This is a genomic window from Actinomycetospora sp. CA-053990 (assembly GCF_050948445.1).
Lineage (GTDB): Bacteria > Actinomycetota > Actinomycetes > Mycobacteriales > Pseudonocardiaceae > Actinomycetospora > Actinomycetospora callitridis.
In genome coordinates this window covers 3,181,664-3,199,546 of record NZ_CP192043.1, presented here as the reverse complement: position 1 = coordinate 3,199,546, position 17,883 = coordinate 3,181,664, and the positions used below count along the sequence as shown (strand labels likewise).

At 73.4% G+C, this 17,883-nt stretch carries 22 protein-coding genes and 1 pseudogene; 14 read left to right on the top strand and 9 right to left on the bottom strand.

The window, feature by feature from the left end:
* Positions 1-16: 16 nt before the first annotated feature.
* From ACQPYN_RS16530 to ACQPYN_RS16495, 8 genes and pseudogenes are all read right to left on the bottom strand, one after another.
* Entirely contained in the window at positions 17-319 is a 303-nt protein-coding gene (locus ACQPYN_RS16530) for a hypothetical protein (RefSeq protein WP_274186743.1), read from the bottom strand.
* Positions 316-711, bottom strand: a complete 396-nt coding sequence (locus tag ACQPYN_RS16525; protein WP_433024829.1) for a DUF948 domain-containing protein — start codon at positions 709-711, stop codon at positions 316-318. Before ACQPYN_RS16525 ends, ACQPYN_RS16530 begins: the two co-directional genes overlap by 4 nt.
* Before the next feature lie 156 nt (positions 712-867).
* On the bottom strand, positions 868-1,629 hold the full coding sequence (locus ACQPYN_RS16520; protein WP_433024826.1) for a hypothetical protein: 762 nt from the start codon (positions 1,627-1,629) through the stop codon (positions 868-870).
* A 176-nt stretch (positions 1,630-1,805) separates the two neighbouring features.
* Positions 1,806-3,227, bottom strand: a complete 1,422-nt coding sequence (locus ACQPYN_RS16515; RefSeq protein ID WP_433024823.1) for a replication-associated recombination protein A — start codon at positions 3,225-3,227, stop codon at positions 1,806-1,808.
* The gene (locus ACQPYN_RS16510; protein ID WP_433024820.1) at positions 3,224-3,700 is read right to left on the bottom strand and encodes a hypothetical protein; all 477 of its coding nucleotides are present in this window, start codon (positions 3,698-3,700) and stop codon (positions 3,224-3,226) included. Before ACQPYN_RS16510 ends, ACQPYN_RS16515 begins: the two co-directional genes overlap by 4 nt.
* A 13-nt stretch (positions 3,701-3,713) precedes the next feature.
* Positions 3,714-4,595 (bottom strand): polysaccharide deacetylase family protein, encoded by an 882-nt coding sequence (locus tag ACQPYN_RS16505; RefSeq protein WP_433024817.1) that lies wholly within the window; start codon positions 4,593-4,595, stop codon positions 3,714-3,716.
* 9 nt (positions 4,596-4,604) lie between these two features.
* Positions 4,605-4,880: pseudogene (locus tag ACQPYN_RS16500) on the bottom strand (asparaginase); the annotation flags it as partial.
* A 138-nt stretch (positions 4,881-5,018) separates the two neighbouring features.
* Positions 5,019-5,558, bottom strand: a complete 540-nt coding sequence (locus tag ACQPYN_RS16495; RefSeq protein WP_433024814.1) for an asparaginase domain-containing protein — start codon at positions 5,556-5,558, stop codon at positions 5,019-5,021.
* Between the two features lie 52 nt (positions 5,559-5,610).
* Here ACQPYN_RS16495 and ACQPYN_RS16490 point away from each other — a divergent pair, with 52 nt between their 5' ends.
* Together ACQPYN_RS16490 and ACQPYN_RS16485 are read left to right on the top strand one after the other, a co-directional pair.
* The gene (locus ACQPYN_RS16490; RefSeq protein WP_433024811.1) at positions 5,611-6,090 is read left to right on the top strand and encodes an Lrp/AsnC family transcriptional regulator; all 480 of its coding nucleotides are present in this window, start codon (positions 5,611-5,613) and stop codon (positions 6,088-6,090) included.
* Positions 6,090-7,259, top strand: coding sequence for an aminotransferase class I/II-fold pyridoxal phosphate-dependent enzyme (locus ACQPYN_RS16485; protein ID WP_433024808.1), 1,170 nt, complete (start codon positions 6,090-6,092; stop codon positions 7,257-7,259). Before ACQPYN_RS16490 ends, ACQPYN_RS16485 begins: the two co-directional genes overlap by 1 nt.
* Positions 7,260-7,298: 39 nt before the next feature.
* Here ACQPYN_RS16485 and ACQPYN_RS16480 read toward each other — a convergent pair whose 3' ends face one another.
* On the bottom strand, positions 7,299-8,084 hold the full coding sequence (locus ACQPYN_RS16480; RefSeq protein ID WP_433024805.1) for an isocitrate lyase/PEP mutase family protein: 786 nt from the start codon (positions 8,082-8,084) through the stop codon (positions 7,299-7,301).
* 180 nt (positions 8,085-8,264) lie between these two features.
* Between ACQPYN_RS16480 and ACQPYN_RS16475 the strand changes: the two genes are divergently transcribed.
* The 12 genes from ACQPYN_RS16475 (at position 8,265) to hypE (ending at position 17,881) form a co-directional block, all read left to right on the top strand.
* Entirely contained in the window at positions 8,265-9,272 is a 1,008-nt protein-coding gene (locus ACQPYN_RS16475) for a hydrogenase expression protein HypE (protein ID WP_433038914.1), read from the top strand.
* A gap of 46 nt (positions 9,273-9,318) precedes the next feature.
* Positions 9,319-11,124 (top strand): nickel-dependent hydrogenase large subunit, encoded by a 1,806-nt coding sequence (locus ACQPYN_RS16470; protein ID WP_433024802.1) that lies wholly within the window; start codon positions 9,319-9,321, stop codon positions 11,122-11,124.
* Complete coding sequence (locus tag ACQPYN_RS16465; protein ID WP_433024799.1) at positions 11,124-11,654, top strand: NifU family protein; 531 nt, start codon at positions 11,124-11,126, stop codon at positions 11,652-11,654. Before ACQPYN_RS16470 ends, ACQPYN_RS16465 begins: the two co-directional genes overlap by 1 nt.
* A complete protein-coding gene (locus tag ACQPYN_RS16460; RefSeq protein WP_433024796.1) occupies positions 11,651-12,307 on the top strand; it encodes a DUF5947 family protein in 657 nt (218 codons plus the stop codon). Before ACQPYN_RS16465 ends, ACQPYN_RS16460 begins: the two co-directional genes overlap by 4 nt.
* On the top strand, positions 12,304-12,975 hold the full coding sequence (locus ACQPYN_RS16455) for a DUF6084 family protein (RefSeq protein WP_433024793.1): 672 nt from the start codon (positions 12,304-12,306) through the stop codon (positions 12,973-12,975). The genes ACQPYN_RS16460 and ACQPYN_RS16455 overlap by 4 nt, the downstream gene beginning before the upstream one ends.
* Positions 12,972-14,324 carry a hypothetical protein gene (locus ACQPYN_RS16450; protein ID WP_433024790.1) on the top strand — a complete coding sequence of 451 codons (1,353 nt, stop codon included), beginning with the start codon at positions 12,972-12,974 and terminating at the stop codon, positions 14,322-14,324. The genes ACQPYN_RS16455 and ACQPYN_RS16450 overlap by 4 nt, the downstream gene beginning before the upstream one ends.
* Positions 14,321-14,833 carry a hydrogenase maturation protease gene (locus tag ACQPYN_RS16445; RefSeq protein WP_433024787.1) on the top strand — a complete coding sequence of 171 codons (513 nt, stop codon included), beginning with the start codon at positions 14,321-14,323 and terminating at the stop codon, positions 14,831-14,833. The genes ACQPYN_RS16450 and ACQPYN_RS16445 overlap by 4 nt, the downstream gene beginning before the upstream one ends.
* The gene (locus ACQPYN_RS16440) at positions 14,830-14,934 is read left to right on the top strand and encodes a DUF6893 family small protein (protein WP_420791802.1); all 105 of its coding nucleotides are present in this window, start codon (positions 14,830-14,832) and stop codon (positions 14,932-14,934) included. Before ACQPYN_RS16445 ends, ACQPYN_RS16440 begins: the two co-directional genes overlap by 4 nt.
* A gap of 4 nt (positions 14,935-14,938) precedes the next feature.
* The gene (locus tag ACQPYN_RS16435; RefSeq protein WP_433024785.1) at positions 14,939-15,310 is read left to right on the top strand and encodes a hydrogenase maturation nickel metallochaperone HypA; all 372 of its coding nucleotides are present in this window, start codon (positions 14,939-14,941) and stop codon (positions 15,308-15,310) included.
* Positions 15,310-15,597 carry a HypC/HybG/HupF family hydrogenase formation chaperone gene (locus ACQPYN_RS16430; RefSeq protein WP_433024784.1) on the top strand — a complete coding sequence of 96 codons (288 nt, stop codon included), beginning with the start codon at positions 15,310-15,312 and terminating at the stop codon, positions 15,595-15,597. Before ACQPYN_RS16435 ends, ACQPYN_RS16430 begins: the two co-directional genes overlap by 1 nt.
* Positions 15,594-16,745 (top strand): hydrogenase formation protein HypD, encoded by a 1,152-nt coding sequence (gene hypD, locus ACQPYN_RS16425; protein WP_433024781.1) that lies wholly within the window; start codon positions 15,594-15,596, stop codon positions 16,743-16,745. Before ACQPYN_RS16430 ends, hypD begins: the two co-directional genes overlap by 4 nt.
* An 80-nt stretch (positions 16,746-16,825) precedes the next feature.
* Positions 16,826-17,881, top strand: a complete 1,056-nt coding sequence (gene hypE / locus ACQPYN_RS16420; RefSeq protein ID WP_433038913.1) for a hydrogenase expression/formation protein HypE — start codon at positions 16,826-16,828, stop codon at positions 17,879-17,881.
* The last annotated feature ends 2 nt before the right edge of the window (positions 17,882-17,883 follow it).

Sequence of the window (17,883 nt, the reverse complement as noted above, 5' to 3'; positions counted from 1 at the left end):
AGCGGGCGCGGGGGCCTCAGCGGGCGTGCGAAGCTCCCCGCCGTGGCGCTCGCGCGTGACGCGCGTCCGAGGCGGGTTCGGGCCGCACCGGGATCTCCGTCGTGTCCTCCACCATCGCGTACAGCTCCTCGGAGCGTTCGTTCATTCCGGCGCGCACCTCGGCGCCGAACGCCCCGAGCCCGGCGCCGAGCTCGCGCAGCCCCTCGCCGAGGCTGGTGCCGATCCCCGCCGGCGTGGCCTTCTGCGTGAACTCGTTGACCTTGCGGGTCGCGGTGACCCCGACGGCCACCCCGACACCGACCCAGAACAGACGCTTCATGCGCGGGCACTCCGCTTCGACTTCTTCGGGGGCGGGGCGTTCTTCAGCCGTCGGGCCTGCTGGGCCTTGCGGAGGCCGTAGGACAGCGCCGCGACCTTGACCAGCGGGCCGCCGAGCGTCGCGGTGAACAGCGTGCTCAGCGCCTTGGTGTTGGCCGCGACGGCCTGGGCGCTTGCGGTGACGCCGTCGACGCGCTCGAGCTGGGTGTTCACCGTGGTGAGCGTGACCCCGGCGTCGGAGAGCAGGGGCTCGGTGCCCTCGTGGGTCTTGCGGATCGCGATCGTGGCCTCGTCGAGCGTGCGACCGAGCTTGATCAACGGGATGGCGAGCAGCACCACCAGGATCACGAACGCCCCCGCGGCGATGATCGCCGCGATCTGGCCGACCGACACGGGTCCTCCTCGGTGCTGGGTGCGATACAGGTCCCCGGACCGCCGCCCGGCGACACCACCCAAGGGGCAGGGTCGTCGGCCGACACCTGGCGCAGGTGGCGGCAGGTTACCGTGCGCCGTCCGGGCCTCTCGGGGGGACGGTGATCAGCCCAGTGATCAGCAGGGCGGCAGTCCGAGACCCCCGCGGTAGGCCGGCGCGAGGTAGACCTCGGAGATGTAGCCGACCCGCCCGTCGGGCGCCCGAGCGCCCAGCCAGAGCTCCGAGACGGCCGCGTTCGGGTTCTGGCCGATGCTCGTCGACGTGAGGTCGGCATTGGTGATCGACTCGCCCGTGAGCTGGCAGACCGCGACGACCGTGGCACCGGTCCCCACGTCGGTGCCGGGGATCTTGCAGCCGGGCACGTTCGCGCAGCGTGCGACGGGCCGCTCCCCCAGGTAGGACGGCGTGCGGTCCTCGACCAGCTGCCCCTCCCCGATCGCCACCTTGTTCTGCACCACGACGGTGCGGGTCTCGACGGTCGGCGGGCTCGCCAGCACGACGACGAGGGCGGTCGCGAGGCCGACGACGAGCACGACGAGGGCCGCGAACACCGCGATCTCGACGCGCCGCCGGGTGGTGCGCGGTGCGGTCGGTGGCCCGGGGGCGTGCCCGGGCTCCGGCGGTGCGGCGGGGGCCGTGTCCCGCAGGGCCTCGTGGCGGACCCGCCAGCCCTCGACGTCGGCCGCCTCGACGCCGATCGCGGCGAGCACGTCGGTGACGAGGTCGACGTTCGGCAATCCGGGCCCGCGCGTCGCCGCCGCGATCGTCGACTTGCCCCAGCCCGAGAGCCCTTCCGCACGCCGGAACGAGACCCCGCGTCGTTGCATCGCGGCGAGGAAGTCGGCGCAGAACTGCGCGGGCGTGTCGCCGGGGCTCACCGCGCCGCCTGTCCGGGGCGTCGGCGTCGTCGCAGGTCATGCGCGTCCGGACGGTGTCCGGGACAGCGGCGGACGCCGCGTCGCGAACCGTCGGGGATCACAACGGGAAGGCTACGACGAGGCGGGCTCGCAGCGATGCCGGCCACGGGTGCTTCCGGGGGGCGTACCTGGGGACCTCACCGCTCGGGCCCGCCTCCCCGCACCACCTCGCGCAGCCGGGCCAGCCGCTCGCCGCGGTTCCGTTCGTCGCCCCGGCCCGCCGGGCGGTAGTAGTCACGGCCCACGAGCTCGTCGGGCGGGTACTGCTGGGCGACCACCCCGGCGCGGTCGGCGTGCGGGTAGACGTAGCCGACCGCGTTCCCCTGGGCCTCGGCCCCGGCGTAGTGCCCGTCGCGCAGGTGCGGGGGCACCGGCCCGGCGGCGCCCTGGCGGACGTCGCCCATGGCCTCGTCGATGGCCGTGATGACGGCGTTGGACTTCGGGGCCGTCGCGAGGTGGATCGTCACCTGCGCGAGGTTGATGCGGGCCTCGGGCAGCCCGATCAGCTGCACCGCCTGGGCGGCGGCGACCGCGGCCGGCAGCGCGGTGGGGTCGGCGAGCCCGATGTCCTCGCTGGCGTGGACGACGAGGCGGCGCGCGATGAACCGCGGGTCCTCCCCCGCCACGATCATGCGGGCGAGGTAGTGCAGGGCGGCGTCCGGGTCCGAGCCGCGGATCGACTTGATGAACGCCGAGATGACGTCGTAGTGCTGGTCGCCGGCACGGTCGTAGCGCACGGCGACCTCGTCGACGACGCGTTCGACGTCGGCCAGGGTCAGGGGTCCGGCGTTCCCCACGGCGTCGGCGGCGGCCTCGAGGGCGGTGAGGCTGCGCCGGCCGTCGCCCGCGGCGAGCCGCACGAGGTGGGCGCGGGCGTCGGGGTCCAGGGTCACCGCGCCGCCCAGCCCGCGCGGGTCGGCGACCGCCCGGTCGAGCAGCAGCCCGACGGCCTCGTCGTCGAGGGCGTGCAGGCCGAGGACGAGGCTGCGGCTCAGCAGCGGGGCGACGACGGAGAAGCTCGGGTTCTCGGTGGTGGCGCCGACGAGCAGCACCACGCGGTCCTCGACGGCGGCGAGCAGCGCGTCCTGCTGGGTGCGCGAGAACCGGTGGATCTCGTCGATGAACAGCACCGTGCGCCGCGGCTCGGCGGCGGCCAGGCGGCGGCGGGCGACCTCGATGACCCCGCGCACCTCCTTGACCCCGGCGTTGAGCGCGGACAGCGCCTCGAACGCCCGGCCCGTGGCCTGGGAGATCAGGCGGGCGAGCGTGGTCTTGCCCGTGCCGGGCGGCCCGTGCAGGACGACCGACGCCGGCGCCGCCCCCTCGACGAGGCGGCGCAGCGGCGCTCCCGGCGCGAGCAGGTGGTCCTGGCCGACGACCTCGTCGAGGCTCGCGGGGCGCATCCGGACCGCCAGCGGCGTCCCGTCCCCGCTGGTGGGGGCGGGGCGGTCGTCGACCACGCCACGGGTCACCGGGCGGCCAAGATCCCTCTGGCTGGGATCGGGGCCCGTCACCGGCGCCTCCGGCACCTCGACCTCGAACAGCCCGTCGTCGCTCACGCCCCGAACGGTACTGAGGCTCCCGACACGCTCCAGGTCGTGGCGTCGCACGGGACGACGTCGAGGTCGCCGCCACGGACCCGCAGACGGCGCCGGGCCCCGGGATCGGGGCCGGTGAGGACCAGCGGACCGCCGCCGTACAGCGTCGCCACCGAGACCCGCACGACGGCCTCGGCGAGGGCGAGGCCCGTGTCGGCGTCGTCCTCCGTGGCCGCCCGGAAGCGCCGACGGAGGGCGTCGGGCCGGGCGGCGCGCGCCCGGTCGATCACCTCGTCGATCCCGGTGGCGGGCGCGAGGGCCCCGTGCGGTCCGGCGAGCGTGTACCCGCCGGCCCACGCCCCGACCGTCCAGCGCCAGGGCGCCAGCCAGCGCGTGAGGGCGGCCGCGCGCCGCCGGGCCGCGCCGGGGTCGGGCGGGCCGAGCGTGTCCTCCCACGGGGCGCGGACCCGCCCCGATCCGCAGGCGCCGCACATCAGGCGGGGCACATCAGGCGGGGCGGGGGGACCGCGTGACGAAGTCCTGCGCGATCGCGTCGAACGTCGACCAGCGCACGCCCTCGTGGCCGTTCATGTGCTCGATGAGCCGCTCGAGGGCCATCAGCACCTGCGGGCGCCCGGAGACGTCGGGGTGGATGGTCATCGTGAACGCCGCGTAGTCGCACTCGCGGTAGGTCCAGTCGAACTGGTCGCGCCACATCTGCTCGATGTCGCGCGGGTTGACGAAGCCGTGGCTGTTCGGGCTGCCCTTGATGAACATCATCGGGGGCAGGTCGTCGAGGAACCAGTTCGCCGGGATCTCGACGAGGTCGGTCTCGTGCCCGCGCTCGAGGGGCTTCATCCAGCTCTCCGCCGGCTGGTCGTAGTCGATCGGCGTCCAGGTGTCGCCGACGCGGACGTAGTACGGCGTCACGTCGCGGTGCATGAGCGAGTGGTCGTAGCGGATGCCGCGGTCGAGGAGGATCTCGTTGGTCACGCGGCTGAACTCCCACCACGGCGCGACGTAGCCGGTGGGACGGCGCCCGCTGCGGCGCTCGATCAGCTCGACGCAGTAGTCGAGGATCGTCTCCTCCTGCTCGCGGGACATGGCCAGCGGGTTCTCGTGGCTGTAGCCGTGCACGCCGATCTCGTGGCCCGCGGCGACGCAGGCGTCGAACTCGTCCGGGAAGGTCTCGACGGAGTGGCCGGGCCAGAAGAACGTCTGGGTCATGCCTTGGCGGCGGAACAGCTCGAGCAGCCGCGGGACGCCGACCTCGCCGGCGAACAGCCCGCGCGAGATGTCGTCGGGCGAGTTCTCGCCCCCGTACGAGCCGAGCCAGCCGGCGACGGCGTCCACGTCCACCCCGAACGCCACGAAGATCTCTTTGGCCACGGTTCCTCCTCAGGTCAGGTGCTCGTCGAGGAGTGCCCGCGGAGACGCCGGGTCAGCCGCCAGGGCCAGGCCGAGCAGCATCCGGGCCTGCCAGGGGCTCAGGTCGCCGGCGAGCAGCCCCCCACGGTCGACCAGCGCGCCGCCGCCGGCCGCGTAGCGCGGCGAGACCGGACCCTCGGGGACACGGCTCGCGACGAGCACGACCACGCCGGCGTCGACGGCCTCGCCGACCGCCGCGACGACGTCCGGGCTCGCGTTGCCGATGCCCACGGCGGCGAGCACGACGCCCTGGCGCCCGCGGCGACGGCGGCGCGCACCAGCGTCCCGTCGGCGCCGTGGTGGGCGGCGACGACGTCGACGCGCGGCGGGTCGGTCTCGGTCGCGGGCAGGGGGCCGGCAGGGCGGGGCGCCGCTCCGGCCGGGTCACGCGCCGGACCGTCCCGTCGACCACGCGGTGCACGACCGATCCGCCGAAGGCGCCGGCGGCGAGGGTGTGACGCTTCGCGACGCCACGGGCCGCGAACGCCTCGTTGTCGAAGCAGACGAGCACCCCGTCGCCCCGCGCGGCGGGTCGGACGCCAGGGTCAGCGCCGCCCGCAGGTTCGCCGGGCCGTCGGCGCCGGGCTCGTCGGCGGCGCGCTGCGCACCGGTCAGCACCACGGGGCGGTGGTCGGCGAGCAGGAGGTCCAGCCCGTACGCGCTCTCCTCCATGGTGTCGGTGCCGTGGGTGACCACGACGCCGTCGGCACCCTCGTCGAGGGCCGTCGCCACCGCGGTGCGGAGCCGTCGGAGGTCGTCCCAGCCCATGGCGAAGCTCCCGGCGGTCGCGAGGTCGGTGACCGCGACGTCGGCGTCCGCTCCCGCGGCGTCCAGGAGCGCGCGTCCGTCGCGCGCGGCGCGCAGCGGGCCCGGGAAGCCGGTGCTGGCGATGGTGCCGCCGGTGGCGACGAGGTGGACGGGCATCGGTGCGCCTCCGCAGGCCGGGAACGACGGTGGACGACTAGGGTCGTTCCCCATGCGCGAGATCCTCACCGTGCTCGAGGCCGACGCCCGCGCCACGCCGGAACGGATCGCGGCGCTCACCGGGATCGCGGAGGACGAGGTGCGCGCGGCGATCGTGGCCTGGGAGGCCGAGGGCGTCATCCGCCGGTACAAGACGGTGGTCGACTGGGACCGCCTGGGCGACGAGCGCGTCACCGCGTTCGTCGACGTCACCGTCGCCCCCGAGCGGGGTCGCGGGTTCGACGACGTGGCCGAGCGGATCGCGCGGTTCCGGGAGATCCGGGCGGTGCACCTCGTGTCCGGCGCGCAGGACCTGCGGGTCGAGGTGGAGGGCTCCTCGATGAAGGAGGTCGCCGACTTCGTCGCCCAGAAGCTGTCGGGCGTCGAGCGCGTCACCGCGACGAGCACCCACTTCCTGCTGCGCCGCTACAAGGACGACCACCAGCTGCTCACCGAGCCCGAGCCCGACCAGCGGCTGTCGGTGATGCCCTGATGGGTGTGCCGCAGAAGCCCCTGTCGCGGGTCGTCGAGGCCTGCCCGCCCTCGGGCATCCGCAAGTTCTTCGACCTCGCCCAGACGATGACCGGCGTCATCACCCTGGGCGTCGGCGAGCCGGACTTCCCCACGCCGTGGGGCGTGCGCGAGGCGGCGATCCACGCGCTCACCCGCGGGGCCACCACCTACACCGGCAACTCGGGGCTGCTCGAGCTGCGCGAGCTGATCTGCGCCGACCTCGAGGCGCGCCACGGCACGAGCTACCGCCCCGCCGACGAGTGCCTGGTGACCTCCGGCGTCTCCGAGGGCCTCGACCTGGCTCTGCGCGCGCTGCTGAACCCGGGCGACGAGGTGATCGTCCCGGAGCCGTCGTACGTGGCCTACCAGCCGTGCGTGGTCTTCGCGGGCGGCGTGGCCGTGCCGGTGGCCAGCGACCCGGCGCAGGGCTACCGGCTCGATGCCGAGCGGATCGCCGAGGCGGTGACCCCGCGGACCAAGGCGGTGCTGTTCGGGTCGCCGTCGAACCCCACCGGCGCCGCGCAGTCCGCCGCGGACCTCACCGCGCTGGTGGCGCTCGCGGAGCGCGAGGACTTCTGGCTGGTCAGCGACGAGATCTACGACCGGCTGACCTACACCGACACGCACACCAGCACCGCGGCGGTGCCGGGCGCCTGGGACCGCACCGTCGTGCTGAACGGCTTCTCGAAGTCCTACGCGATGACCGGCTGGCGGGTCGGCTACGTCTGCGCGCCCGAGCCGCTGGCGGCGCTGATGCACCGCATCCACCAGTACACGATGCTCTGCGCGCCGCACGTCAGCCAGGTTGCGGCGATCGAGGCGCTGCGCAGCGCGGACCCCGACGTCACCGAGATGGTCGCCGACTACGACCGGCGCCGGCGGCTGTTCGTCAAGGGTCTCGACGAACTGGGGCTGAGCTGCCCGGAGCCCGGCGGCGCCTTCTACGCGTTCCCGTCCATCCGCTCGAGCGGGCTGTCGTCGCAGGACTTCGCCGAGCAGCTGCTCGAGGAGCAGAAGGTCGCGGTGGTGCCGGGCGACGTGTTCGGCCCCTCGGGCGAGGGCCACGTCCGCTGCTCCTACGCCACCGCGCTCCCCCTGCTCGAGGAGGCCCTCGAGCGCATGGGCCGTTTCCTGGCCGCCCGTACGTGAGCGAAGTTCCCGGCTATAGCCGGGAACTTCGCTCACGGGTCAGTTGAGCTTGCGCGTGCCGTCGGGCAGGCCGCCGCCCGCGTAGGCGTCCTCGGCCAGCTTGGCCAACGCGGTGAGCGCGACGTTCTGGCTCCACGGGCCGAACGAGCAGCGGGCGACGCCGAGCTCGCCGAGGCGCTTGGTGCTCGGCACCCCGGGTACGCCGATGACGTTCACCTTCTGCTCGCCGAGCGCGGCGACGAGCGCCTGGATCGTCTCCTCGTCGAGCTTGCCGGGCACGAAGAACGACGTCGCGCCGGCCTCGAGGTAGGCGCGGCCGCGCTCGATCGCGTCGTCGAGGATGACCTTCGGGTCGCGGTCGCCGCCGCGCACCCACGCGTCGGTGCGGGCGTTGAGGGCGAACGGCACGCCGGCCTTCTCGCCCGCCGCCACGGCCGCCTCGACGGCCTTCACCGCCTCGGACAGCGGCTTGAGCTGGTCCTCGAGGTTCGCGCCGACGATCCCGACGTCGATGGCGCGGGCGATCGTGCCGCCCGGGTCGCCGTAGCCGGCCTCGAGGTCGGCGCTCACGGGCAGCGCGGTCTGGCGCGCGATCAGCCCGACCTCGGCGATCATCTCGTCGCGCGGGATGACCTCGCCGTCGGGGTAGCCGCGCGAGGCGGCGATGCCGTGGCTCGCCGTGGCGAGGGCCTTCGTGCCGGGGGTGTTCGCGACCGTGGTCGCCGTGATCGCGTCCCACACGTTGACGACCACGAGCAGCTCGGGGTCGCTGTGGAGACGCTGGAGTTCCCGGGCCTTGTCGATGTTGCTGTCGGCGGTGCTCATGCCTCCGTCGTACGCCTTCCGGCGGCGCACCTAGGTGATCGCGTCACTTACCGGTGACCGGCGTCACTGTCAGCCTCTCTGGGTCGGCAGCCCACCACCTGCTGGCTCGCCCTCGACCAGCTGGGGGACCTCGTGACGACGTTCGCCGACCACCGCGACACCACCGTGCACATCCTCTGGATGAACGCCGGACTGTCGTGCGACGGGGACTCGGTGGCCCTCACCGCGGCCACCCAGCCGAGCATCGAGGAGATCGCGCTCGGCGCGCTCCCCGGGCTGCCGACGGTCGCGGTGCACTGGCCCCTGATCGACTTCGAGTCCGGGCCGGTCGGCGGCTCCCAGTCGTTCATCGACTGGTTCTTCAAGGCCGAGCGCGGCGAGCTGGACGGGCCGTTCGTCCTCGTCATCGAGGGCTCGATCCCCAACGAGTCAATCAAGTCCGAGGGGTACTGGTGCGGCTTCGGCAACAACCCGGTGACGGGGCAGCCGATGACCACCAGCGAGTGGATCGACCGGCTCGCCCCCAAGGCGCTGGGCATCCTCGCCGTCGGGACGTGCGCCACCTACGGCGGCATCCACGCCATGGCCGGCAACCCGACCGGCGCGATGGGCGTCGCGGACTACCTGGGCTGGGACTGGAAGTCCTCCGCCGGCCTGCCGATCGTCAACGTGCCGGGCTGCCCGGTGCACCCGGACAACCTCTCCGAGACGATCCTCTACCTGCTCTACCAGGCCGTGGGCGACGCCCCGATGATCCCGCTCGACGAGGCCGGCCGTCCGACGTGGCTGTTCGGCGCCACCGTGCACGAGGGCTGTGACCGCGGCGGCTACTACGAGCAGGGCCAGTTCGCGACCGAGTACGGGTCCCCGGAGTGCCTGGTCAAGCTGGGCTGCTGGGGCCCGGTCGTGAAGTGCAACGTGCCCAAGCGCGGGTGGATCAACGGCGTCGGCGGCTGTCCCAACGTGGGCGGCATCTGCATCGGCTGCACGATGCCCGGCTTCCCGGACAAGTTCATGCCGTTCATGGACGCCCCGCCGGGCAGCAAGGTCTCCGGCGCCGCCAGCGGCGCCTACGGCGTGGTGATCCGCAAGCTACGCGACATCACGGCGAAGACCGTCGACAAGGAACCGCGCTGGCGTCGCCCGGGGCGCCAACTGACCACCGGATACCGGCCCACCGCGTTCTGACGCGCGCACGACCCCGGACGACCACCACGCCGAAGGGATGCCCGCGATGACCGCCGTGGCACCGAAGAGCACGACCGGCAAGAAGACCGACCTCGTCGAGATGGCGTGGGACCCGATCACGCGCATCGTCGGCAGTCTCGGCATCTACACGAAAATCGACTTCGCGGCGAAACGCGTCGCCGAGTGCCATTCGACGTCGTCGATCTTCCGTGGCTACTCCATCTTCATGAAGGGCAAGGACCCGCGGGACGCGCACTTCATCACGAGCCGGATCTGCGGGATCTGCGGCGACAACCACGCGACCTGTTCGGTCTACAACCAGAACATGGCCTACGGGGTGCGGCCCCCGCACCTGGGCGAATGGATCATCAATCTCGGCGAGGCCGCCGAATACATGTTCGACCACAACCTCTACCAGGACAATCTCGCCTGCGTGGACTACTGCGAGAAGATGGTCGCGGACACGAACCCCGGCGTCCTCGAACTCGCGAACCGGACGCCGAGCCCGCACGCCGAGGACCACGGCTTCCGCACCATCGGCGACATCATGCGGGCCCTCAACCCGTTCACCGGCGAGTTCTACCGCGAGACGCTGAAGGTCTCCCGCTACACGCGCGAGATGTTCTGCCTGATGGAGGGGCGGCACGTCCACCCGTCGACGCTCTATCCGGGCGGGGTCGGCACGGTGGCGACGATCCAGCTCTTCACCGACTACATGACCCGGCTCATGTGGTACATCGAGTTCATGAAGCGGGTCGTGCCGATGCACGACGACCTCTTCGACTTCATGTACGAGGCCCTTCCCGGCTACGAGGAGGTCGGGCGGCGCCGCGTCATCATCGGCTCGTGGGGTGCGTTCAACGACCCGGAGCACTGCGACTTCGACTACACGACGATGTCGCACTGGGGCCGGAAGATGTTCGTCTCCCCCGGGGTCATCGTCGACGGGAAGCTCGTCACCACCGACCTCGTCGACATCAACCTCGGCATCCGCATCCTGCTGGGCAGTTCCTTCTACCGGGGCTGGGAGGACCAGGAGAAGTTCGTCGACCGCGACCCGCTCGGCAACCCGGTCTCGATGGACCACCCCTGGAACCAGCACACGATCCCGGCACCACAGAAGCGCGACTTCGACGACAAGTACTCGTGGACGATGTCGCCGCGCTGGTTCGACGGCACGGACCACCTCGCGATGGACACCGGCGGCGGTCCGCTGCCCCGGCTCTGGGTCACGGCGCTCGCCGGACTGGTCGACGCCGGCGGCTATGTCCGGTCGACGGGGCACAGCGTCGAGCTCAACCTCCCGCGCACGGTGTCGAAGCCCGAGACGACGTTCACGTGGACCCCGCCGGTGGACAAGCAGGGGCGTCCGCTGTCCAACGCCATCGAGCGGGACCGCGCCCGCACCTACTTCCAGGCCTACGCGGCCGCGGCCGCGATGCACTTCCTGGAGAAGGCGCTCGCCGAGGTCCGCGGCGGGAACACCAAGACCTGGGAGTCGTTCGTCGTGCCCGACGAGTCGGTGAGCGTCGGCTTCACCGAGGCCGTCCGCGGCGTCCTCTCGCACCACATGGTGGTGCGCGACGGGAAGATCGCGAACTACCACCCGTACCCGCCGACGCCGTGGAACGGCAGCGTCCGCGACAAGTTCGGCACGCCCGGCCCGTACGAGGACGCCGTGCAGAACACGCCGATCTTCGAGGAGAACGGCCCCGACAACTTCAAGGGCATCGACATCATGCGCGCGGTGCGCAGCTTCGACCCCTGCCTGCCGTGCGGGGTGCACATGTACCTCGGCAACGGCAAACAGCTGCACCGGGAGACGTCTCCGACCCAGCTGAACCTGCCCTGATGGAGCCGCCGGAGGCCGAGCGGGTCGCCGAGACCATCGCCGAGCTGCTCGACGGGATGTCGGCCGACCCCGCCGCGCGCGAGGCCGGCGAGGACCTCGTGCGCGTGCTCATGGAGTTCTACGGCGCGGGCCTGGCCCAGATGGTGTCGATCGTCCGGCTCGGGTCGGGCGGCGCGCTGGTCCACCGGCTCGCCGCCGATCCCCTGGTGGCGGCGCTGCTCGCCCTGCACGACCTCCACCCGGTCGACCTGCCGACGCGGGTCGGCCACGGCATCGACACGGCCCGGCGGCGCCTGGGCCACCACGGCTCCGGCATCAGCCTCGAGCGCGTCGACACCCACACCGGCACCGTCCACGTCGCGCTGGCGCCGGGCTGCGGCTCGTCGTCGGACACCGTCCGCGACGTCGTCCGGACCGCCGTGTCCGAGCTCGCCCCGGAGGTCGTCGCCGTCGAGTTCGTCACCGAGCCCGCCGGACCGGCACTGCTGCAGATCGGGGTGCGGCCCCCGAGTTCCGTGGCGGGGTCGTGACAGCCTCGTTGCGCCGCTTCCTGGCGCCCCGGGAGGCCCCGCCGGTCGAACCGGCGGTGGAGCGCTGCGAGCTGTGCGCGGCCGAGGTCGCGCCCGAGCACCCGCACCTCGTCGACGTCGCCGGCCGGGCGCTCAAGTGCGCGTGCCGCCCGTGCGCGCTGCTCTTCGTCGACCGCCCCCGCGAGATGGCCGGCACGGCGTACCGGACGGTGCCCGACCGCTACCGGTACGACCCGGAGTTCAGCCTCGGCGACGCGCAGTGGGACGCCCTGCAGATCCCGGTCGGGATGGCGTTCTTCCTGCGCAACTCGCTGCGCGAGGACGCCGTGGTGGCCTGCTACCCGAGCCCGGCGGGGGCGACCGAGAGCGAGCTCGACCTGTCGGAGTTCGTCGACGGGGTCGGCGCCGGACGGCTCGGCACGATGCTCGAGCCCGACGTCGAGGCGCTGCTCGTCCGGCACGACACCACCCGTTCGGAGTGCCTGCTCGTGCCCGTCGACGCCTGCTACCGGCTCGTCGGCCTGGTCCGGCGGCACTGGCGGGGGTTCGACGGCGGCGCCGAGGCGTGGAACCACATCGACCGCTTCTTCGACGACGCCCGCGCCCGGGCCCGCGACGTGGGGGGCAGCCACCGAGGAGGGCCGAGCAGATGACCCTGCCCTTCCCCCGCGCCGCCCCGGGACCCGCGTTCGGCTTCGCGGTGACCCACGCCGACCACGACCCGCAGGCCGCCGGCCCGACCCTGCGGCTGCACACCACGGTCACCGAGACCACGGGCACGCGGGTGCACGCCCTCGCCCTGCGCGCCCAGATCCGGCTCGAGCCCGCCGCCCGGCGTTACTCCCCCGACCAGCAGGAGCGCCTCGTCGAGCTGTTCGGCGACCCGTCGCGCTGGGGCCGCACGCTGAACCCGATGCAGCTGGCGACCGTGTCGACGGTGACGCCGTCGTTCTCCGGCGAGCAGGAGGTCGTGTTCGAGGTCCCGCTGACGTTCGACACCGACGTCGCGACCACCCGGTACTTCCGCGGCGTCGGCGACGACGGAGACGCCCCGATGCGCCTGTTGTTCAGCGGCACCGTCTTCTACGAAGCGCCGACGGGGGTGCAGATCGGGCTCGTCCCGTGGCACTCGGAGGCCACGTTCCGGCTGCCGGTGGCCGTGTGGACGGACATGATGGACGCCCACCAGCACGGGATGGCGTGGCTCCGGCTGCCCGAGCACACGCTCGCCGAGCTCAGCGCCTGGCGGGCGGCGCGGGCGCTGCCCACGTGGGAGCAGACGTTCACGGCTCTCCTCGCGGCCGCGGGTGACGAGCCATGACCGCCGCCGACCCCCTCGACGCCGTGGCCGCGGTCGCCGACGCCGTCCTGTTCGAGGGCTACCTGCTCTACCCCTACCGCGCCTCGGCACAGAAGAACGCGCTGCGCTGGCAGTTCGGTGTGCTCGTGCCGCCGGCGGTGTCGGCGACCCTCGCCGAGCCCTCGGCCAGCCGTACCGAGTGCGTGATCGACGCCCGGCCCGGCGCCACGCTCCGGCTGCGCCTGCGCTTCCTCGGCCTGCAGCGCCGGAGCATCGTCGACCTCGACGGCACCGAGCGCGACCGCCTCGAGGTCGACGGGGTCCCCCACACCGCCTGGGAGGAGGGCGTGCCGCGCCAGGTCGACGCCGCCGTCGCGCTCGAGTCCCTGGCCGGAGCGCCGCTGACGGTCGACGTCACGTGCCCGGCCAGGACGACGTCGGAGTGGATCCGCGACGCGACGGGCGCGCGGCGCGGGCACCTCGTCCGGCGCGCCGAGGCCGTCACGGGGCGGGTGGTGCTCGCGACCGAGCCGATCCCCGGGCCCTACGGCGCGCTGCGGCTGCGCCTCGACGTCGTCAACGACGGTGTCGTCGACCCGTCGACGCCGCGCGCAGAGGCCCTGCGCACGGCCCTGATCTCGGCGCACACCGTGCTGGGGCTCGACCGCGGGGCGTTCCTCTCCAGCGCCGACCCGCCGCAGTGGGCCGCGCCCGCCGTGGCGGCGTGCGTCAACGCGCACAGCTGGCCGGTGCTGGCGGGCCCACCGGGCGACGGCTCCCTGCTGCTCGCGACGCCGATCATCCTCGAGGACCACCCGCAGCTCGCCCCGGAGAGCCCGACGAACCTGTTCGACGGCACCGAGAACGACGAGATCCTCGCCCTGCGCACCCTCGCCCTCACCGACGACGAGAAGCGCGAGGCCCGGGCCACCGACCCGCGCGCCGCCCACATCGTCGACGCGGTCGACGCCATGGGACCGGCGATGTTCGAGCGGCTGCACGGCGCGATCCGCCCCGACGGCCGCGCGCCGGACGACATCCCGACGATCGCCACCCCCGGCACGCCGTGGTGGGACCCGGGCGCCGACGCCTCGGTGGACCCCGACTCCGACGAGGCGATCGTCGACGGCCGCCCGATCGCGCGCGGCAGCTCCGTGATCCTCGTGCCGGGCCGCGGCAGCGACGCGCAGGACACGTTCCTGCGCGGCGCGGCGGCCACCGTCCAGGCCGTCCTGCGCGACGTCGACGGCGGCACCCACGTCGCCGTGTCGATCGACGACGACCCGGGCGCCGACCTGCAGGCCACCCACGGCCGCTTCCGCTACTTCCGGCCCGACGAACTGGCGCTGGCCGACGGGGGGCCCTCATGAAGATCCTGGTCGCCGGGGTGGGCAACGTCTTCTTCTCCGACGACGGCTTCGGCTCCGAGGTGGCGCGGCGCCTGCTGGCCGCGCCCGAGACGCTGCCGGCGTCGGTGGAGGTCGTCGACGTCGGCATCCGCGGGATGCACCTCGCCTACCAGGTGCTCGACGGCTACGAGGCGCTGGTCGTCGTCGACGCGGCACGAGCCGCGGGCGCGCCGGGGACGCTGACCCTCGTCGAGCACGTCCTCACGGCCGCCACCGGCGACGCCGCCTTCGACCCGCACGGCATGGAGCCCGACGCCGTCCTCGAGCTCGTCGGCGCGCTGGCCCGCGGGGTCGGCGAGGGCGGCCTCGACCGCGTGCTCGTCCTGGGCTGCGTGCCCGCCGACGTCGGGGCCGGCATGGGGCTGAGCCCGCCGGTGGCCGCCGCCGTGGACGAGGCCGTCGACGCCGTCGGCCGGATCGTCGAGCGCCTGATCGAGCACCGTCCGTTCACCGAGGTGGGAGCGTCATGACCAAGAAGATCCTGTTGCTGGGCCTGCTCGGCGGCGTCGGCTGGATCGCGTGGGAGTCGCGCACCGACGTCCAGCGCTACCTGCGCCTGCGGGCGATGTAGCGCCGTGCACGAGTTCGGGGTGGCCGCCGCGGTGCTCGAGGCCGTCGACGCCCGGGCCGCCGGGCGGCGCGTCCGCGCGCTGCGGCTGCACGTCGGCGCGCTGCAGCGGCTCGACCGCTCGGTGTTCGACCAGGCCTTCGCGATGATCGCCGACGGGGGCGTCGCGCAGGACGCGACGGTCGACGTCGTCGAGATCGCCGTCGAGGTCCGCTGCCACGGGTGCGCCGCGACCGCGACCGGCCCCGAGCTGATCACGACGTGCCCCGGCTGCGGGGGCCACGACCTCGAGCTCGTCCACGGCGACGACCTCATCCTCGAATCGATCACGCTCGCGGACCGGGACGCCCCGGTCCGCGCGGAGCAGGAGGTGGGCTGATGTGCCTCGGCATCCCCGGTGAGCTCGTCGAGCTCGCCGACGACGACACCGATCTCGCGACGGTCTCCGTCGCCGGGGTCCGACGGAAGGTCAACGTCGGGCTGCTGATCGAGGACGAGGAGCTCGTGGTCGGCGACTGGATCCTCATCCACGTCGGCTTCGCGCTGGCCAAGATCGACGAGGCCGAGGCGGCCGCCGCCCTGGAGATGCTGCACAGCATGGGCCCGGCCTACGACCAGGAGCTCGAGGAGTTCGTGGCCTCCTCGACCGGGAGGGAGGGACTGTGAAGTACGTCGACGAGTTCCGCGACGGCGACACCGCCCGCGCGATCGGCACCCGCATCGCCGCGCTGGCCGAGCCGGGCAAGCGCTACGCCTTCATGGAGGTGTGTGGCGGGCACACGCACACGATCTACAAGCACGGCCTCGAGGACCACCTCCCCGAGTCGATCCGGCTCGTGCACGGGCCCGGCTGCCCGGTGTGCGTGCTGCCGATGGGGCGGGTGGACGACGCGATCGCCATCGCCCGCGATCCCGACGTGATCATGACGGCGTTCGGCGACATGATGCGGGTCCCCGGCAGCGACGGCTCCTTCTTCGACGCGAAGGCCGAGGGCGCCGACATCCGGATGGTCTACTCCCCGCTCGACGCCCTCAAGATCGCGCGGGCGAACCCGGAGCGCCGCGTGGTGTTCATGGCCATCGGCTTCGAGACGACCACCCCGTCGACGGCGATGACGATCCTGCGGGCGGCGCGCGAGGGCCTCGAGAACTTCTCGGTGTTCTGCAACCACGTCGTCGTCATCCCGCCGATGACCGCGATCCTCGACTCCCCCGACCTGCGCCTCGACGGCTTCATCGGGCCCGGCCACGTCTCGACGATCATCGGCTGCGAGCCCTACCGGTTCATCGCCTCCGAGCGCGGCAAGCCGTTGGTGGTCGCGGGGTTCGAGCCGCTGGACATCCTGCAGTCGATCCACCAGCTGATGGTCCAGCTCGCCGAGGGCCGCTGCGAGGTCGAGAACCAGTACGGGCGCGTCGTGCCGTGGGACGGCAACCGCCGCGCGCTCGAGGTGGTCGACGAGGTCATGGAGCTACGCGACACCTTCGAGTGGCGGGGTCTGGGCTGGATCCCGGAGTCGGCGCTGCAGCTGCGCGAGGCCTACGCCGCGTTCGACGCGGAGCGGCTGTTCACCATCCCCGGCCGCCGCGTCGCCGACCCGAAGGCCTGCCAGTGCGGCGACGTGCTTCAGGGCGCGCTGGAGCCGTGGGAGTGCGGGGTGTTCGGGACGGCCTGCACCCCGGAGACGCCGATCGGCACGTGCATGGTCAGCTCCGAGGGCGCCTGCGCGGCGTACTACAACTACGGGCGGTTCAGCCGCTCGCGGACCCGGGGGGCGACCTCCCTGCCCGACCCGGTGGTGGTGGGCCGGTGAGCAGCGACATCAGCGCCGGGTGGGCCCAGGACGCCCTCGACCGGGCTCCCCGGCAGGGACCCGACCGCAGCGAGGAGGCGGTGCTCGCCCGCATCGAGAAGGTGCGACGGCGTCGCCCGCGGGTGCGCGAGGAGCGGATCACCCTCGCCCACGGGGCGGGCGGCAAGGCGACGGCGACGCTCATCGACGCCGTGTTCCTCGAGGCGTTCCGCAACCCCGCACTCGAGCGGCTCGGCGACGGCGCCGCCGTGGAGGTCGACGGCACACGCCTGGCGTTCACCACCGACTCCTACGTCGTCTCGCCGCTGTTCTTCCCCGGCGGCGACATCGGCGACCTCGCGGTCAACGGCACCGTGAACGACCTCGCGATGTGCGGGGCGCGCCCGCTGTGGCTCTCGGCGGGCTTCGTCCTCGAGGAGGGCTTCGCCGTCGCCGACCTCGAGCGGATCGTGGCGTCGATGGCCCGCGCGGCGGCCGCGGCCGGCGTCAGCATCGTCACCGGCGACACCAAGGTCGTCGGGCGCGGCAAGGCCGACGGGCTCTTCGTCACCACAGCCGGGGTCGGGGTGCGCGAGCGACCGACGGTGCTCGACGCCGCGGCCGCCCGGCCCGGCGACGTCGTCCTCGTGTCCGGCCCGATCGGCGACCACGGGGTCACGATCCTCATCGCCCGCGGCGAGCTGGACATCGACGCCGACCTCGCGTCGGACACCGCGCCGCTGCACGAGCTCGCCGCGGCGGTCCTCGACGCGGGCGGCGAGGGGGTCCGGGTGCTGCGCGACGCGACGAGGGGCGGCGTCGCCACGATCCTCAACGAGATCGCCGTCGCCTCGGACGTCGCCGTCGTCGTCGACGAGACGACGATCCCGGTCCGTCCCGAGGTCGCCGGGGCCGCCGAGCTGCTCGGGATCGACCCGCTCTACGTGGCGTGCGAGGGCCGGATGGTGGTCGTCGTCGACGCGGAGCGCGCCCCGGCGGTGCTGGCGGCCATGACCGACCGGCCCGACGGCGCCGGGGCGGTGGCGATCGGGCGGGTCGCCGACGACCCGCCGGGCCTGGTGCTGCTGCGCACGGGCTTCGGCGGCACGCGGATCGTCGACGTGCTCGTCGGCGACCCGCTCCCCCGGATCTGTTGAGC

Excerpts from the sequence above, each read along its gene's own strand:
- ACQPYN_RS16530 (WP_274186743.1), bottom strand. The coding sequence starts at position 319 with ATGAAGCGTCTGTTCTGGGTCGGTGTCGGGGTGGCCGTCGGGGTCACC.
- ACQPYN_RS16510 (WP_433024820.1), bottom strand. The coding sequence starts at position 3,700 with ATGTGCGGCGCCTGCGGATCGGGGCGGGTCCGCGCCCCGTGGGAGGAC.
- ACQPYN_RS16495 (WP_433024814.1), bottom strand. The coding sequence starts at position 5,558 with ATGCCCGTCCACCTCGTCGCCACCGGCGGCACCATCGCCAGCACCGGC.
- ACQPYN_RS16490 (WP_433024811.1), top strand. The coding sequence starts at position 5,611 with ATGCGCGAGATCCTCACCGTGCTCGAGGCCGACGCCCGCGCCACGCCG.
- ACQPYN_RS16485 (WP_433024808.1), top strand. The coding sequence starts at position 6,090 with ATGGGTGTGCCGCAGAAGCCCCTGTCGCGGGTCGTCGAGGCCTGCCCG.
- ACQPYN_RS16480 (WP_433024805.1), bottom strand. The coding sequence starts at position 8,084 with ATGAGCACCGCCGACAGCAACATCGACAAGGCCCGGGAACTCCAGCGT.
- ACQPYN_RS16475 (WP_433038914.1), top strand. The coding sequence starts at position 8,265 with ATGAACGCCGGACTGTCGTGCGACGGGGACTCGGTGGCCCTCACCGCG.
- ACQPYN_RS16470 (WP_433024802.1), top strand. The coding sequence starts at position 9,319 with ATGACCGCCGTGGCACCGAAGAGCACGACCGGCAAGAAGACCGACCTC.
- ACQPYN_RS16465 (WP_433024799.1), top strand. The coding sequence starts at position 11,124 with ATGGAGCCGCCGGAGGCCGAGCGGGTCGCCGAGACCATCGCCGAGCTG.
- ACQPYN_RS16455 (WP_433024793.1), top strand. The coding sequence starts at position 12,304 with ATGACCCTGCCCTTCCCCCGCGCCGCCCCGGGACCCGCGTTCGGCTTC.
- ACQPYN_RS16450 (WP_433024790.1), top strand. The coding sequence starts at position 12,972 with ATGACCGCCGCCGACCCCCTCGACGCCGTGGCCGCGGTCGCCGACGCC.
- ACQPYN_RS16445 (WP_433024787.1), top strand. The coding sequence starts at position 14,321 with ATGAAGATCCTGGTCGCCGGGGTGGGCAACGTCTTCTTCTCCGACGAC.
- ACQPYN_RS16440 (WP_420791802.1), top strand. The coding sequence starts at position 14,830 with ATGACCAAGAAGATCCTGTTGCTGGGCCTGCTCGGCGGCGTCGGCTGG.
- ACQPYN_RS16430 (WP_433024784.1), top strand. The coding sequence starts at position 15,310 with ATGTGCCTCGGCATCCCCGGTGAGCTCGTCGAGCTCGCCGACGACGAC.